The sequence below is a fragment of the Gryllotalpicola reticulitermitis genome (assembly GCF_042651345.1).
GTDB classification, from domain to species: domain Bacteria; phylum Actinomycetota; class Actinomycetes; order Actinomycetales; family Microbacteriaceae; genus Gryllotalpicola; species Gryllotalpicola reticulitermitis.
Map to the genome: position 1 here is coordinate 611,034 of NZ_JBHSCN010000005.1, position 15,496 is coordinate 626,529.

Sequence of the window (15,496 nt, forward strand, 5' to 3'; positions counted from 1 at the left end):
TCCTTCACTATTAGGTGGATCATGAACGCTTTGAAGTCTGCCCCGCGCATCAACGTCCTGTGCGCGCCGCCCAATGGCGTCAACCCAGGAATGACGACGGTCGACCTCGCCTTCGCCGAGCTCGCCGCGACCGAAGGCTTCGACGACGTCACCTATTGGCGTCTGTGGGACAGCAGCGAGTGGCGCACCGACGCGCCGCGCGCAGCCGGGCCCGTGTCGAGCCCGTACAGCTTCTACGACGAGGAATCGGGGCTGACGTACCGCAACGCCCGAGGGCATCTCGACGAATTCCTCTCCGCCGACGCCATCGTCTTCTGGGGCGACTTCCTGCACATGAAGTCCTACCTCGGCATCACCGCCGACGTTCTGACGCGTCGCACCGGCGTCCTGACCGACCCCGCAGAGGCCCGAGACCTGGTCGAGCGTCACCTGCTGCTCAAGGGGCAGAACGCCTCTGTGCTGAACCGCGTCATCAGCTACGGCACGACACTCGCCTTCAACTCGGCCCACGACTACACGGATGACGCGTACCGCAGCCTCCTCGGCACCTTCCTCGCCGGCGCGCACCGAGTCTGGGCACGGGACAGCTACTCGGCTCTGATCGCCCAGTTGCACCGGCCGGGCAAGGACGAGGTCACGAAGGGGACGGACGGAGCCCTTCTCCTCGGACGTCGCGACCTCCGCGACCGGGAACCGACCCTCGGGGTGTTCATCGGCCGCTCGGACCTCTCGCCGTGGAAGGTCGGCGCCCTCGGGCGAGCGCTCTCCCACAACCTGCGCCTCGACCCGATCTGGCTCGACTGGGGCAGGGAGCCCGGCTTCTGGCCCATGAACGCGCGTCGATCGCTCCAGTTCGCGTGGCCCGGCCTCGAACTCGGCAGTTACGCGCCGAGCCTGCACGCGCGCACCGGAAGCTACTCGGCCACGCTGCGCCGCAAGCACGACGTGGGCACCGGGCCGATGCCGGCGACCACGGAGCTGCTCGACCAGCTCTCCCGACACACGCTCGTCCTCACCGACACGTACCACGTCGCGCTGAACGCGTGGCGGCTCGGCACCCCCGCCATCTGCCTGACCGACGCGCCACGCGCCGCCGGGTGGGACGTCAACACCGGCGGCATCGAGACCGCACGGGACAAACGGGCGGAGCTCTACTCGCAGTTCGACGCCGCGCCTCTGCTCGTCGACAGCCATCAGCTCGCCGGTCCGACGCCCGCGCTCGCCGGCCGGCTGACGGCGTTCCTCCGCGAGGAGCAGCCGCTCGCGGTCATCCACGACCGCGTCGCCGAGCTCGGGCGGCACGGGCGCACCCAGCTCACGGGCGCGCTGCGGGCACTCTCGAAGGTCGAGGCCCGCGGGGCGGAGACCGCGGCCCGATAGCCGTACTGGAGAACGGGACGGGGCTACGCGGCCAGGGTCACCGAGGCGGCAGCGCCCGCGAACAGCAGGGTCACGCCGACCCCGAGCACGTCGTCCGCGCCGGTGCGAGCCGCGACGACGACGAACGCAATGCCGACTGCGGCAGCCAGACCGGCTGCAGCGGCAGCGATGACCCGTAACGGATGCCTCGAGCGCGGCGCCCGGCTCCGCGCCGGCAGCAATAGCTCGGCCACCCCGACGAGCAGCAGGGCGGCAAGAGAGTCGCCTGCGCGATGCGCGTAGGAGACGGGTCCGACGAGCGCCGCGAGAAAGGCCGCCACGAACGCCACCCAGGAAAGCAACCGGCGGCGCCAGGAATCCGTCAGAGCACTCAGTGCCGCCGTGAATCCGACGGCGACGAACGCCGCGTGCACGCTCGGGAGCGTGTTCTGCGCATACCCGAAATCTCCGTACCACGGCCGCCCCAGCGCGAACTGCTTGAGGAGCTCTCCGCCGCCGGCGACCGCCGCGACCGCGATCGTGATCCGCATCGCGTCGACGGAGCGGCGCCGGATGAGCAGCCACGCGACGGTCGCGATCGCGACGACGCCAGCCGCGACGGCGAGCAGGTCGCGCAGCGGGCCGGCCGCACGCCGCCCCACCGGCGACAGCCACCCGAAGGCGCCGAGCGTGGCCGCATCGAGCTGTTGGCCGAGCGGTGTCAGGACCGCAGCCGCGTAGACGATGACGAAGCCGACAGCGAAGACGACGGTGCGGATCGCGGAGCGACTCACACCGCCAGCTGCCCCACCCCGGCGGCTTCGGCGAGCCGGGCCGCGAACCGGGCGGCCGAGAACGAGTTCGCATGCTCGACGATGGTCGCCGCGTCCCACGCGGTGCGCTGCAGCTCATCGACGGCGGCGGCGATGTCGGAGGCGGCCGGTTCCTCGAAGAACACGCCGGTCTCGCCGGCGCGGACCGTGTCGAGGAATCCGCCGTCATGCAGCGCGAGGCACGGGCGGCCGAATGCCGCTGCTTCGAGCGGGGCGAGTCCGTAGTCCTCGTACGCCGCGGCAATCAGCGCGAGCGCGTTGCGGTACAGCCAGCGCAGCTGCGCGTCGCTGACGCTGCCCGCGAAGGTCACGAGCGATGAGCCGCGCGCAATGCCCTCGAGCCGCGCGCGGTCGGGGCCGTGACCGACGATCACGAGGCGCACGTCTCCGCGCGCCAGGACGGCGCGAATGGCCTTGTCGACGTTCTTGTAGGGCAGCAGCCGGGCGACGACGAGCAGGTAGCCGGGCGCCACCCCTGCGACGGCCTCCTCGACCCCGCCGGGCAGGAGCGCGGGCGGCGGCGGCACGACCTCCGCCTCGATGCCATATGCCTCGCGCACTGCCGTGCGGACGGCGGTCGAGTTGACGAGGTAGCGATCGGCGGAGTTCGCAGCGCGGCGATCCCACTCGCGCAGGCGGGTGCCCAGCACGGACACCGCGGCGCGAACGCCGGCGCCTCGAAGCCCGGTGCCGCCTGCGTAGCGGCCCGTCTGGTAGAGCCAGCGTGCGGGGGCGTGGCAGTAGACGATCTTCCGGCCGTCGGTGCGCATGCCGTGCGCCCAGCCGCTCGAGCTTGCGATCACGACGTCCGCGTCGATGCGGATCTGGTCGACATCGGCGGCGAGGAACGGCAGCGCAAGGCGGTGCGACCGCCGCAGGCTCGCGTGGCGGTTGAGCGCGGACGGTCGCACGTCGCGGCCCGCGAATCCCGGGAACGTGCTGGTCGGCTCGTAGAGGGTCGTGTAGATCGGCGCGCCGGGGAACGCGTCGGACATCGCGAGCGCGACGCGCTCAGCGCCCCCGCGTTGCGTCAGATAGTCATGGGCGAGTGCGATTTCCATCGGGCGACCTTTCCCTGCGTCGTGCCGGGAGAGTATCGCGAGTTATTGAAGATTGCTCGTTTTTTAGTGACTGAAACTCATCTTTTGGGGCAATCCCCCTCGCATTGGGGTGACCCCGAGATCCACCCCCTCACACTGGGGTAAGTGAGGATCTCTCATCTGAGGTTATCGTCCAAAGGCGAGCAATTCTCACCCAAGTTTAGCGGGAATCATGACCACTAACGCGCAGCCTTCACTGCTTCCCATCGCGGGGGTTCTCCCCAACCCCCCTCGTGTCGAGATCAGGCGTTCCCCCGAGGCACGCCTGTCCCGGCACTACCTCACCCGCCTCCGCATCACCGATGCGGGGGTCATCGCCCTCGCGATGGGAACCACTCTCTTCATCCGCCTCGTCATCGACGGCGGATGGTCCGGCGCGGCATCGCTGTCCGCCGGACCGGCCTGCGCGGCAGTCGGCGTGGCATGGTACCTCGTGCTCGGACTGATCGGATGCCGCGATCACCGGCTCTTCGGAATCGGCACGGCCGAGTACCGCCACCTGCTCTCGGGCAGCGTCGTGACCTTCGGCTTCGTCGGGATCACGGACATCATCCTCGGCAACGAACTCGGGCGCGAATATCTCGTCGCCTTCCCCATCGGCGTCGCCGGCCTCTTCCTCACGCGCTGGGGCTGGCGCCGCTGGCTCGTCTCGACGCGCACCGAGACCCGCTACCTGCGCCGCGCGATCGTCGTTGGCGCACGCGCCGACGTGAACTACGTGCTGGGCCAGATGCACAGCATGGGCGGCCCCGCCTATAACGTGGTCGGCGCCGCTCTCGACAACCCCGGCGACGCCGAAGAGAGCATCGGCGACAAGCGCGTCCCCGTCCTCTGCGGCTATGACGGAGTCGCCCGCGCTGCGACCATCACCGAGGCGGATGCCGTGATCGTGGCGACGCTTCCCCCGGGCGACCCCGAATTCGTGCGCAACCTCAGCTGGAGCCTCGAGCGCTGCGGGGCCGACCTGGTCCTGGCGTCACGCCTCGTCGACGTCGCCGGACCCCGGATGCGGTTCATGCCGGTGCCGGGCCTGCCCCTCATCAACGTCGCGATCCCCCGCTTCGACGGGGGGAAGCACGCCCTCAAGCGACTGATCGACATCACCCTCGCCGGGCTCGCGCTGATCGTGCTGTCCCCCGTCCTCGGAGCCGCGGCGCTGGCGATCAAGCTCGACGACGGCGGACCGGTGTTCTTCCGCCAGGTGCGCGTCGGCCGCGACGGCAGTCGCTTCCACATCGTCAAGTTCCGCTCGATGGTGCCCGACGCCGAGGCGCGCCTCGCGAGCCTCGCCGCCGCGCAGGACAGCGGGAACGGCGTGCTGTTCAAGCTCAAGGACGACCCCCGCATCACGCGCGTCGGACATTTCCTGCGGGCTCACTCGATCGACGAGCTGCCCCAGCTCTGGAACGTCGTGACGGGCCAGATGAGCCTCGTCGGGCCACGGCCGCCACTACCGAGCGAGGTCGAGAAGTACGAGCAGCACGTCCATCGCCGCCTGTTCATCAAGCCGGGCATCACCGGGATGTGGCAGGTGAACGGCCGCAGCGACCTCGATTGGGCCGAGAGCGTCCGCCTCGATCTCTACTACGTGGAGAACTGGTCGCTGGCCGGCGATCTCGTGATCCTGTGGCGGACAGCCAAGGTAGTGCTGCACGCCGAAGGCGCGTACTGATGGCGGCCCAGCACGCCACCCACTCCGTGCCGCCGAGAGCGCACGACTCGGCCCGAATCGCCTCAGGTGCGACCCTCGGCGACGGCTGCGAGATCCGCGCAGATGCCGTCATCGGCGCGCACGCGCACATCGGCACGGGCACGATCATCGGAGCGCGCAGCTACGTCGGCCGAGCGGTGCTCGTCGGCAAGGGCTGCGTCATCGATCACGATGCGCAGCTGCACGAGCCGGCCCTGATCGAAGACAGCGTGCAGATCGGCCCATCCGTCGTGCTCGCCAACCGCGCCGCACTCGCCCTCGGCGGCGCGCCGTCCCCGCACGGGGGCGGCGTGGACCTCGACATCCTGCACGGCATCGTCGTGCGTTCCGGCGCCGTGATCGGCGCCGGAGCCGTCTGTGCGGCTCCGCTCGTCATCGGCCGCTGGGCCATCATCGAACCGGATGCGTTCGTCACCACAGACGTTCCCGATCACGCGGTGGTGGCCGGAAATCCGGCCCGTCAGATCGGCTGGGTGGGCCGCACCCGCACGCCGCTCATCAATGTCGACGGCGACCTGTGGCAGTGCCCGGCAACCGGTGAGAGTTACCGCCTCACCGACGGCACCATGCGGCTCGAGCCGTGACGAGGCGCGCTACGCGCGCTTCTTGAGCGACTTCTCGTCGATCGGCGCCTCGCCCGAGGCGCGCAACGCCGCATAGTGCGCTATCGCCTCGGCCTGACGGATGCCTTCCGCACCCGACGCGATCGGGGCGCGCACGTGCTCCGGCGCGAACCCGAACGCCGCCACCAGGTCCAGTGTGTGCGGGCGCAGGCGCTCCAGCAGCCGGTAGCTGTACGACGTGACGGCGTGCCCGCGGCGTGCCGAGATCCGGCCATGGATCAGGTACCACGACAGGTGCTTCTCGAAGAGCGAGAACGTGAAGAGCGAGTGGAGCCAGCCGAGGACCTCCTTCGTGCCGGCATCCGTCACGGTGTCGAGCGCGTCGGTGAACGCCTGCCACTGCTGCAGCTCGCCCCACGCCTTCGCGGCGTCAATCAGCTCGTCCTGGTGGTCGTTGAACGCGGCCTCCTGCTCGGCGGCCGTCGCGCGCCGCACCTTGTTCAGCTCGGCGCCGATCCCGGCGACGATCGTGTCGACGCGATCCTGCAACAGAGCGCGCTGCGTCTCGTGGTCCTTGAGCGCGTCGATCGACGAGCCGACGCCGGCGAGGTCACGCAGATTCTGCCCGACGCGGCGGATGCCGCCCTCGTTGTACGCACGCCCTGCGACCTGAGCCGCCGCGAACCGCGCGAGGTCGGTCGTCGTCGCACCCTTGAACTGCTTCGCGTAGTCGGTCAGCAGACGCTTGCCGACAAGCTGCAGCAGCACGTTGTTGTCGCCCTCGAAGGTCACGTAGATGTCGAGGTCGGCGCGCAGGCCGACGAGGCGGTTCTCGGCGAGGAATCCGCTGCCGCCGCATGCCTCGCGCGCCTCCTGAAGCGTGTCGAGCGCGTGCCAGGTGGACAGCGGCTTGAGCGCCGCGGCGAGCGTCTCGAGGTTCTGCCGGTTCTCGTCGGTGTCGGCCCGACCCGAGAACACGTCGTCGAATGCGTTGAGAACGCGGTCGTGAGAGAAGTACTGCGCATAGGTCTGTGCCAGGAGCGGCAGCAGCCGGCGCTGGTGGCGCTGATAGTCGAGCAGCACGTGCTCCTGGCCCGGCGTCGCCGTGGCGAACTGACGGCGCTCGCTCGCGTACGTCAGGGCGATGAACAGGCCAAGAGCACTCGCGATGGTGCTCGCGCCGTCGAGCGACACGCGCCCCTGCACGAGCGTGCCGAGCATGGTGAAGAAACGGCGCCCCGGGCTGCCGATCGGACTCGTGTACGTGCCGTCTGCGGCCACGTCGCCATAGCGGTTGAGCAGGTTCTCGCGGGGAATTCGCACGTGGTCGAAGTGCAGCCGGCCGTTGTCGACCCCATTGAGGCCACCCTTGTGGCCGTCGTCCTCGCCGCCGATGCCGGGCAGGAACTCGCCGGTCTCAGGGTCGCGAATCGGCACGTAGAAGCAGTGCACTCCGTGGTTCACGCCGTTCGTGATGAGCTGGGCGAAGACCGTCGCAGCGGTCGCGTGCTTCGCCGCGTTGCCGAGGTAGTCCTTCCAGGCAGCTCGGAACGGCGTGTCGATCACGAACTCCTCCGCCGCCGGGTCGTAGTTCGCGGTCGTGCCGATCGCTGCGACGTCAGAGCCGTGCCCGGTCTCGGTCATGGCGAATGCGCCGGGGACCTTGAGGCTGATCGCGTCCGGCAGGAATCGGTCGTGGTGCGAGGCCGTGCCGAGATGCAGCACCGCGGCGGCGAACAGACCCCACTGCACGCCCCCCTTGATCTGCAGGCTCGGGTCGGCCGTGACGAGCTCCTCGAAGGCGGCGAGGTTGCTCCCGGCCTCCTCGAAGCCGCCGAGGCGCTTCGGGAAGGCGCGCAATTGGAAGCCCTGCTCGGCCTGCACCCTCATCTGAGCGAGCGTGCGCTCCCGCTGTTCGTCGAGGCTCAGGCCGTCGACCTTGTGGAACTGGGGGTCCTTGGCGACCTCACGAGCCTGGAGCCGCACCTCGGGGTAGCTGCCCCGCAGCATCCGCTCGACGAGCGCGACGTCGAGCTTCGCGGCGTCCTGCGCTGAGGCGGATGCCTGAACCGGGGTGTCGCGCGGGAGAATCCGCTCTTCGGTTCGGGGGGCTGTGTCGACCATTGACGTACCTACTTCCAGCACTTGCAGACGTCGACGCGCACAGCGGCGCGCATCGAGAAGTTGCTTCGACGCTACGTCCGGCGTCGCAGCGCCCGCATGGGATCGGTGGCCGGTCTACAACAATCTCGGGGGCCGTGGCCGCCGATGGTTGTGGGGAACGTTCAAGCCGCGGCGGCGGCGCGCAGTTCATCGAGCACCGCGAGCGCTAGCGCGCCCAGATCCGAATCCTCGTCCCGCGCCACCCACCGGGCGAACGCCTGGTGGAAGGCCACGGTGCCGAGCTCTGCGGTGAGCTGAGCCGTCGCGTCGTGCGCGCCGCGGGACCGCAGCGCGTCGGCGACCGCCTCGGTCAGATGCAGTCGTTTGACGAGCTCGCGCTCCTGCAGCGCGGGGTTGGCGGCGATCACCGTATTGCGCTGTCGTGCGTACGGGTGCCGCCCGACGAAGTAACCGCCGGCGGCGGTCAGCGCCGCGGCGAGTGCTTGCATGGGCGTCGCCTCCGGCGGGGCGGCGGTGATGGCGTCGGTGAAGGTGGCGCGATAGCTTTCCGGGTCGCCGAACAGCACCTCGCGCTTGTCGGCGAACTGTCGATAGAAGGTGCGCTCGGTGAGGCCCGCGCGCGCGGCGATGTCCGCCACCGTCGTCGCCTCGTAGCCGCGCTCGATGAACAGCTCGAGCGCCGCGATGGCGAGACGGTTGCGCGCACCCGGCTCCCAGCGTCCCATGCCGTCGATTCTAGATGATGACAGAATCTGACATGGCGTGTACAGTGATGACAGTTCCTGACATCGGAGGATTTCATGCGCGTATTCGTCACCGGGGCGAGCGGACACATCGGGTCGCTCGTCACCGCCGAACTGGTAGAGAACGGTCACGAGGTGTTCGGCCTCGCGAGGTCGGATGCCTCGGCAGAGCGGGTCGCCGCGCTCGGCGGCACGCCGGTGCGCGCGTCGCTCGCCGACCCCGAGCGCATCGCTGAGGCCGCGGCAGCCGCCGACGGGGTAGTGCACCTGGCGTTCATCCACGACTTCGCGAACTTCGCCGAATCGGTCGCCGCCGAGCGCGCCGTCATCGAGGCCATCGCCGACGCCCTGGACGGCAGCGGGAAGCCGTTCCTGCCGGCATCCGGCACCATGATGCTCGCCTACAGCCCCCACGAGGGCATCGGAACAGAAGACATGCGCGGCGACCCGTCTCTCACCCCGAATCCGCGCACGGGGATCGAGAACTACGTGCTCGATCTCACTGAGCGCGGCATCCGCAGCGCACCTCTGCGCTTCTCTCCGACTGTGCACGGCCCGACCGACCTGCACGGCTTCATTCCCGTGCTGATCGACGTTGCCCGCGCGAACGGGTACGCGGGCTACGTCGGCGATGGGGACAACCGCTGGCCCGCCGTCCACAACCTGGACGCCGCCCACCTCATCGTGCGCGGCCTCGAGAAGGCGCCGGGCGGAATGCCGTTGCACGCCGTCGGCGACGAGGGCATCCCGTTCCGCGAGATCGCCGAGGCGATCGGCCGCGGGGCCGGCGTGCCCACGAAGAGCCTCACGCAGGAAGAGGCATCCGCCTCGATGGGGTTCATCGGCGGATTCGCGGCCGTCGACAACGCCACATCGAGCGCGAAGACCCAGGAGGTGCTCGACTGGAAGCCGACGCACCCGGGCCTGCTCGAAGACCTGGCCGAGGGCTTCTACTTCACCCGCTGAGCCACCGCCGGGCGCGGCCTCGTGACAGAGGCCGCGTCTGCCGAGGCCTGCACCATCCGCGCCTGATAACGCAGAGGCGCCTTGCGCAGTGCCCGGATCTCGCGGTGGAACGCCACCTTGCGGATCGCGTCCATCAGCTGCTCGCTATGCGGCTCGGGGCGCCTCGCTTCGATCCACTTCAGACGAAGCCAGTGCAGTACGAGCCTGGCCGGCTGCAGCTTGATCTCCGCATTCGGCCAGTGATGATGCTGCAGGTACGCGTCGCAGCGGCCGTAGCCCTCGGCGATGCCGCGCAGCCGCGCCGGCTCGAGCCGGGCTGCGTCGAAGTGGTGCTCGACGATGACGTGGCGCACCCCCCTGACGCGATAGCCCGCCTCCATGCTCTGATAGCGGAACAGCACGTCTTCCGCCCCGGGGTACGGCTGCGCGCCGAGAGCATCATCGAACGGCAGGCGTTCGGGAACCTCGCGCCGCGCGCCCATGCTCGCGCCGATCGGCTCCGGCCGGATGTCGCGAGGCTCGGGCGTATGCGCGTAGTAGAGGGTGCGTAGTTTGTCGGTCATCCACGGCCGCTCGAGCTCGGCCGCCATCGCGACGCCGCCGAAGACGACATCGGCACCGTCGCTCAGCAGCGGCTCCGACATCTTCACCGCCCAGCGGCGCGGCACCACGATGTCATCGTCGGTGAACAGCAGCACCGCTCCGCGGGCAGCTCTCACTCCGACGTTGCGCGCGCGGCCGAGACCGGGCTCGGGCGCCAGCACGTATCGGACTCGCGCATCTGCGCGAGCGAAGCGCCCGACCACCTCGGCCGTCGCGTCATCCGAGGCGTTGTCCACGAGCACCAGTTCGCCGGTGAGGCGCTCGTCGCGGAGCGCGTCGAGGGCGGACAGCACCCCGACGATCGAGTCGGTGAGGCTCATCGCGCGATTCCTGGTACAGACGATCACAGAGACGTCGACGTCGGCCGGCTGTGGCGGCACGGAGGGGGTCATAGGAGCGAGGTTAGGACGCGCGGGGCGCTCGCCGACAGCCCCTAATGAGGGTCACTCAGTTCAGCTGGGGCAAGCAAGCGGCACCCCAAAACGGGGAGTAGTGACATTTACTCAGTTCTGTCGGATAGTGTGCACATGCGCTACCGCCCCGAGCTCGACGGCATGCGGGCACTCGCTGTCCTCGCCGTCGTCGCCTCCCACCTGGCGCTCCCCTATGCCGCTGGCGGGTGGATGGGCGTCGACGTCTTCTTCGTCCTGTCCGGCTACCTCATCACCTCGCTGCTGCTGACCGAGCAGGACCGCTTCGGATCCATCTCGCTCGGTCGGTTCTACTCGCGGCGCGTGCTGCGGCTCTACCCTGCTCTGATCGCGGTGATCCTTCTCGGCGTGCCCTTCTTCCACGTGCTCGCCGAGTCGGGCAGCCTCGAACACTACGGCGAGGCCGCCGCAATCTCCGGCCTCTACCTCTCCGATTTCGCCGCCGGGTTCGGCCACCTGGGCACGCTGGGCGACCTCGGGGCGACCTGGAGCCTTGCGGTCGAAGAGCACTTCTACCTGCTCTGGCCCCCCGTGCTCATCCTGCTGCTACGGCATCGGCGCAATGTCCTCGGCTGGACCGCCGTCGCCGGCGGTGTCAGTCTCGCGAGCCTCATCGCGCTGTCTTACCTCGCGTCGCCGGACGGAATCAGCGACACCGCCTACTACCTGCCGTCCTCGCGCTTCTCGACCCTCCTGCTCGGGTGCGTCATGGCCGTCATGCTGCACCGCGGCGCACGCATCCCTCTTCTGGAGCGGGCCTGGGCTGGCGCCGGCCTCAGCCTCGCGATCGTCGCTCTGGTGCTCGCCGCCAACCACTTCGGCCGCTACCCGAACTTCGCGTGGGAGGCCCCCGCGATCGGCATTTTCTCCGCGGCACTCGTCTGGCACGTGACGACGGCGAATCGCTCACCGGTCAGCGCGCTTCTCTCGCTGCGGCCCTTCGTCTGGCTCGGGCGGCGGTCGTACGGCATCTACCTCTACCACGTGCCCGTGCTGCTGATCCTGCAGCTGATGGTGTTCTCGCACCTCCCCGTCGGGCGCATCGTGTTCAGCATCGCGGCGTACGTCGCAGCGATCGGCATCGCGGCGCTCTCGTACCGTTTCATCGAGCTGCCGTTCCTGCGGCTCAAAAAGAGGTTCAGTCCGGGCGGCAGGACAGCCGTCGCTGCGCCCCGCGAGACGGCGGCGGCGTAACCGACGCCGCGACGCTCCCTACGCGACGTCTTCCGCGCCGCGCGCAACGACCTCGAGCAGAGCGTCGCCGTACTGCTCGAGCTTCTTCACCCCGATGCCGGTGATTCCCTCGAGGTCGCCGCGCTGAGCCGGCCGGGCCGCTGCGATCGCGCGCAACGTCGCGTCGCCGAACACGATGTACGCGGGCACCGACTGCTCGCGTGCGGTCGCAGCACGCCAGGCGCGCAGCGCCTCGAAAAGCGCACGCGCCTCTTCGGGCAGTTCAGAGTCGGCGACGCTCACACGCGCGGCCCTCGTCGCCGCGCGACCGGCGGACGCGACGACGTCGTGCCGGAGCTCGACGCGCCGTTCGCCTCGCAGCACGGCGGTCGACGAATCCGTCAGCACGACCGTGCCGTACCCGTCGGCGCTCACGGCGAGCAGTCCGGTCGCGAGCAACTGCCGCACCACGCCGCGCCACTGGGCCTGGTTCAAGTCCTGCCCGATCGACCAGGTGGCGAGCCCGTCGTGGCCGTACTGCTCGACGCGCGGCGTGCGCTTTCCCATCAGGATGTCGATCAGGTGGCCTGCCCCGAACTGCTGGTTCCGTTCGCGCTTGAGCCTGACGACGGTCGACAGCAGCTTCTGCGCGGCGACCGTGCCGTCGAACGTCTCAGGCGGCGCAAGGCACGTGTCGCAGTTTCCGCACGTCAGGTTGTCCTGCGAGGCCGCGTCATGCGAGTGATAGCTCTGACCGAAATACGACAGCAGGTTCACGCGACGGCAGTGCACGGTCTCGCAGAGCGCGAGCATCGCGTCGAGGTGCTGGCCCATGCGCTGCTTGAACGCCCGATCGCCGGGCGACTTGTCGATCAGCTGACGCTGCTGCACGACATCGGCCAGCCCGTACGCCAGCCACGCGACTGACGGCAGCCCGTCGCGGCCTGCGCGCCCCGTCTCCTGGTAGTACCCCTCGACGGATTTCGGCAGGTCGACATGCGCGACGAATCGCACGTCGGGTTTGTCGATGCCCATGCCGAACGCGATGGTCGCGACGATCACGATGCCCTCTTCGCGGAGAAACCGCGACTGCGTCTGCGCGCGAACGGATGCGTCGAGCCCGGCGTGATAGGGCAACGCCGGAACACCCTTCGAGCGCAGGAACTCGGCCGTCTTCTCGACCGTGGCGCGACTCAGGGCGTAGACGATTCCGGCGGCGGGCACCGGGACGCCCGCAGCGTCGACGGAGGCGGCCTGCTGCTCGGTGATGAAGCTGAGCAGCTGCTGGCGCACCTCGTTCTTCGGAACGATGCGGTACTGGATGTTCGGGCGATCGAAGCTCGCCACGAAATGCTTGGCGTTCCCCAGGGCGAGCCGCTCGGTCAGCTCACGGTGCGTGGCTTCGGTCGCGGTCGCGGTCAGGGCGATGCGGGGAACCCCCGGCCAGAGCTCGGCGAGGTTCGACAGCCACAGATAGTCGGGCCGGAAGTCGTGGCCCCACTGACTCACGCAGTGCGCCTCGTCGACGGCGAACAGCGCGATCTTCGCCCGCTGCAGGAGCTCTTGCACTCGCGGCGTCGTCAGACCTTCCGGCGCGAGATAGAGCAGATCGAGCTCGCCCGCGGCAAAGTCGCGCTCGACCTCGTGCCGCTCGCCCGACGACTGCGTCGAATTGAGGAACGCCGCGCGCACGCCGACCGCCTTCAGCGCGTCGACCTGGTCCTGCATCAGCGCGATCAGCGGCGAGATGACCACGCCGGTCCCCTCGCGAATGAGCGACGGGATCTGGTAGGTGAGGCTCTTGCCCCCACCTGTCGGCATCAGCACGACGGCGTCGCCGCCGGCGACGAGCTGATCGATGATCGCGGACTGTTCGCCGCGGAAGTCGCTGTACCCGAAGACGCGGTGCAGGACTTCCAGGGGCGTTTCGACCATGCCGCCCACAGTAACGGGAGCCCCTGACACCGCGGTCGGGCGCGTCATCCTCGCAGGGCGTCGCTCGGCTGCACTCTGATCGCCCGCACCGCCGCCGCGACGCATCCGATCCCACCGATCAGTACGCCACCGATCAGCGCGAGCGGAATCAGCCGAACGTCGAGCACCGGAACCCACCGGTTCGCGATCGTCACGCCGAGAATCCCGGCGATGCTCAGCACGAGCCCGCCGATGCCGCCGATGAGTCCGATGATCGCCGACTCGACGACCACGAGCCCGGCGATGTGCCGCGGCATCGCCCCGAGTGCGCGCCGCAGTCCGATCTCAGGGCGCCGCTCGGCGATCGCCGAGCTCATCGCGTTGCCGAGGCTCACCACCGCCGCCGCCAGCGAGACCGCCGACACGATTCCGAGCGCCAGGCGCACGCTGCCCTCGACCTCGGTGCGAAGCTGCTGCGGATCCGGCGGCGCCTCGACGTCGAGTCGCCCGGGCTCGAAGGGGTCGGCGGCGAGGGGCGCCGCTCGCGCGACGACCTGCGCGGCGCCCGGCCGCACCAGCGCCAACAGCTTCGCGCCGCTCGGCTCACCGAGGTATTCGCCATCGCCGGGGCTCAGCAGCACCTGCCCGCTGAGGGCTGGAACTCGGGGGGATTCGGCGATCACGCCGACGACCGCCACGGCGCGCCCGTCGATCAAGATCGTCGGCGAGCTGTCGACCGTGCCGAGCTGGAGTTGGTCGGCGAGCGACCGGCCTACGAGCGCCTGGCCGGGTTGAATGCGATGACGGATGCCGGGCGCCCAGCGCACCGTGAGTTCGGCAGCTTGCGGTACGCCGGCCGTCGCGGTGAGCATCGGGGCACTGAACGCCGGCCTCGTCGGCGAGACCCGTATAACGTGAGCGCCGTGGTCCACCAGCATTCCGGCCCTCTCGACACCGTCGATTCCGGCGACGCGTGACGCGATTTCGGTATCGGCCGCGGCCGCGGTCAGATCGACGCCGGAGGGCCACGAGACCGTCACGTAGCGGTTGAGGTGCGCATCGAAGTTCTGCGACACCTGAGACTGTGCGGATTGTGAGAAGCCGACGGTCGCGACGGTCAGCCCGATGCCGATCGCGACGGCTGACACGAGGGCGACAGTGCGGCGCATCCGGGATCCGAGGGACGCGAACGCGTCGCTGAACAGATCGCGCAGACGTAGCGTCGCCGGGCGTCCGGGTGCCGCCGCGGAAGGGACTCGCACGTCTTCATCCGGCTGCTCTGCCGCCGGTGCCGCGGTGGCGACCGAGTCAGGATTGCTGACGCGCCCGTCGGCGATCCGGATGCTGCGCGGTGCTCGGGCCGCGACCTCGGGCGAGTGCGTGACGAGGATGATCGTGCTGCCGGCACGATGCAGTGCGTCGAGCGCGTTGAGCACCTGTTCGCCGCTCGCGCTGTCGAGGTTGCCGGTCGGTTCGTCGGCGACGACGATGGGCGACGCTGATGCGAGGGCGCGCGCAACGGCGACGCGCTGTCGCTGGCCGCCCGACAGCACCTTCGCCTGCCGGTCGGCGAAGTCGGCGAGCCCCACGGCGTCGAGCGCCGCCCGGGCCCGCTCCGCACGCTCCGCGGCGGGCAGTCCGCGGTAGAGGAGCCCGAGCTCGACGCTGTCGATGACGGGGCGTCGGTCGAGCAGGTGGAAGCTCTGGAACACGAAGCCGAACCGCTCGCTGCGAAGCCGTGATCGGGTGCGCTCGCTCACCCCGGCGACATCCACGCCGTCGAGCAGATAGGTGCCGGCGGTCGGAGCGTCGAGCAGCGCGACGATGTTGAGCAGCGTCGACTTGCCGCCGCCGGATGGCCCGACGACGGAGACCCACTCGCCCTGCAGCACCTCGAGCGACACCTCATCGAGGGCGCGCAGCGGCGGGGTGCCGGGGAACTCGCGGCCGATGCGCTCGAGGCGGATGTGCGTCAT

Annotated in this window: 12 protein-coding genes; 5 read left to right on the plus strand and 7 right to left on the minus strand. The window is 69.7% G+C overall.

Annotated features, from left to right (window positions below; genetic code table 11):
• The first annotated feature begins 21 nt into the window (after nucleotides 1-21).
• Nucleotides 22-1,380 (plus strand): hypothetical protein, encoded by a 1,359-nt coding sequence (locus tag ACFOYW_RS09990; RefSeq protein WP_390228782.1) that lies wholly within the window; start codon nucleotides 22-24, stop codon nucleotides 1,378-1,380.
• Between the two features lie 23 nt (nucleotides 1,381-1,403).
• Here the strand turns inward: ACFOYW_RS09990 and ACFOYW_RS09995 are convergent, their stop codons facing one another.
• Nucleotides 1,404-2,153, minus strand: a complete 750-nt coding sequence (locus ACFOYW_RS09995; protein WP_390228783.1) for a hypothetical protein — start codon at nucleotides 2,151-2,153, stop codon at nucleotides 1,404-1,406.
• The gene (locus tag ACFOYW_RS10000) at nucleotides 2,150-3,253 is read right to left on the minus strand and encodes a glycosyltransferase (RefSeq protein WP_390228784.1); all 1,104 of its coding nucleotides are present in this window, start codon (nucleotides 3,251-3,253) and stop codon (nucleotides 2,150-2,152) included. The genes ACFOYW_RS09995 and ACFOYW_RS10000 overlap by 4 nt, the downstream gene beginning before the upstream one ends.
• 211 nt (nucleotides 3,254-3,464) lie before the next feature.
• Between ACFOYW_RS10000 and ACFOYW_RS10005 the strand changes: the two genes are divergently transcribed.
• On the plus strand, nucleotides 3,465-4,964 hold the full coding sequence (locus ACFOYW_RS10005) for a sugar transferase (RefSeq protein WP_390228785.1): 1,500 nt from the start codon (nucleotides 3,465-3,467) through the stop codon (nucleotides 4,962-4,964).
• Nucleotides 4,964-5,587 (plus strand): N-acetyltransferase, encoded by a 624-nt coding sequence (locus ACFOYW_RS10010; RefSeq protein ID WP_390228786.1) that lies wholly within the window; start codon nucleotides 4,964-4,966, stop codon nucleotides 5,585-5,587. The genes ACFOYW_RS10005 and ACFOYW_RS10010 overlap by 1 nt, the downstream gene beginning before the upstream one ends.
• 9 nt (nucleotides 5,588-5,596) lie before the next feature.
• Here ACFOYW_RS10010 and ACFOYW_RS10015 read toward each other — a convergent pair whose 3' ends face one another.
• Nucleotides 5,597-7,690: an acyl-CoA dehydrogenase family protein gene (locus ACFOYW_RS10015; protein WP_390228787.1), complete on the minus strand. Its 2,094-nt coding sequence runs from the start codon at nucleotides 7,688-7,690 to the stop codon at nucleotides 5,597-5,599.
• Nucleotides 7,691-7,851: 161 nt separating this feature from the next.
• The gene (locus tag ACFOYW_RS10020) at nucleotides 7,852-8,415 is read right to left on the minus strand and encodes a TetR/AcrR family transcriptional regulator (protein ID WP_390228788.1); all 564 of its coding nucleotides are present in this window, start codon (nucleotides 8,413-8,415) and stop codon (nucleotides 7,852-7,854) included.
• Between the two features lie 75 nt (nucleotides 8,416-8,490).
• On the opposite strand from ACFOYW_RS10020, the gene ACFOYW_RS10025 reads away from it, so the two are divergent.
• Nucleotides 8,491-9,399, plus strand: a complete 909-nt coding sequence (locus tag ACFOYW_RS10025) for an SDR family oxidoreductase (RefSeq protein WP_390228789.1) — start codon at nucleotides 8,491-8,493, stop codon at nucleotides 9,397-9,399.
• Here ACFOYW_RS10025 and ACFOYW_RS10030 read toward each other — a convergent pair.
• Complete coding sequence (locus ACFOYW_RS10030; protein WP_390228790.1) at nucleotides 9,384-10,394, minus strand: glycosyltransferase family 2 protein; 1,011 nt, start codon at nucleotides 10,392-10,394, stop codon at nucleotides 9,384-9,386. The two genes, ACFOYW_RS10025 and ACFOYW_RS10030, sit on opposite strands and share 16 nt — an antisense overlap.
• 135 nt (nucleotides 10,395-10,529) lie before the next feature.
• On the opposite strand from ACFOYW_RS10030, the gene ACFOYW_RS10035 reads away from it, so the two are divergent.
• Entirely contained in the window at nucleotides 10,530-11,627 is a 1,098-nt protein-coding gene (locus ACFOYW_RS10035) for an acyltransferase family protein (protein WP_390228791.1), read from the plus strand.
• Between the two features lie 18 nt (nucleotides 11,628-11,645).
• On the opposite strand, the gene recQ is transcribed toward ACFOYW_RS10035, so the two are convergent.
• Both recQ and ACFOYW_RS10045 read right to left on the minus strand, forming a co-directional pair.
• Complete coding sequence (recQ, locus tag ACFOYW_RS10040; protein WP_390228792.1) at nucleotides 11,646-13,646, minus strand: DNA helicase RecQ; 2,001 nt, start codon at nucleotides 13,644-13,646, stop codon at nucleotides 11,646-11,648.
• A complete protein-coding gene (locus tag ACFOYW_RS10045) occupies nucleotides 13,586-15,496 on the minus strand; it encodes an ABC transporter ATP-binding protein/permease (RefSeq protein WP_390228793.1) in 1,911 nt (636 codons plus the stop codon). Before ACFOYW_RS10045 ends, recQ begins: the two co-directional genes overlap by 61 nt.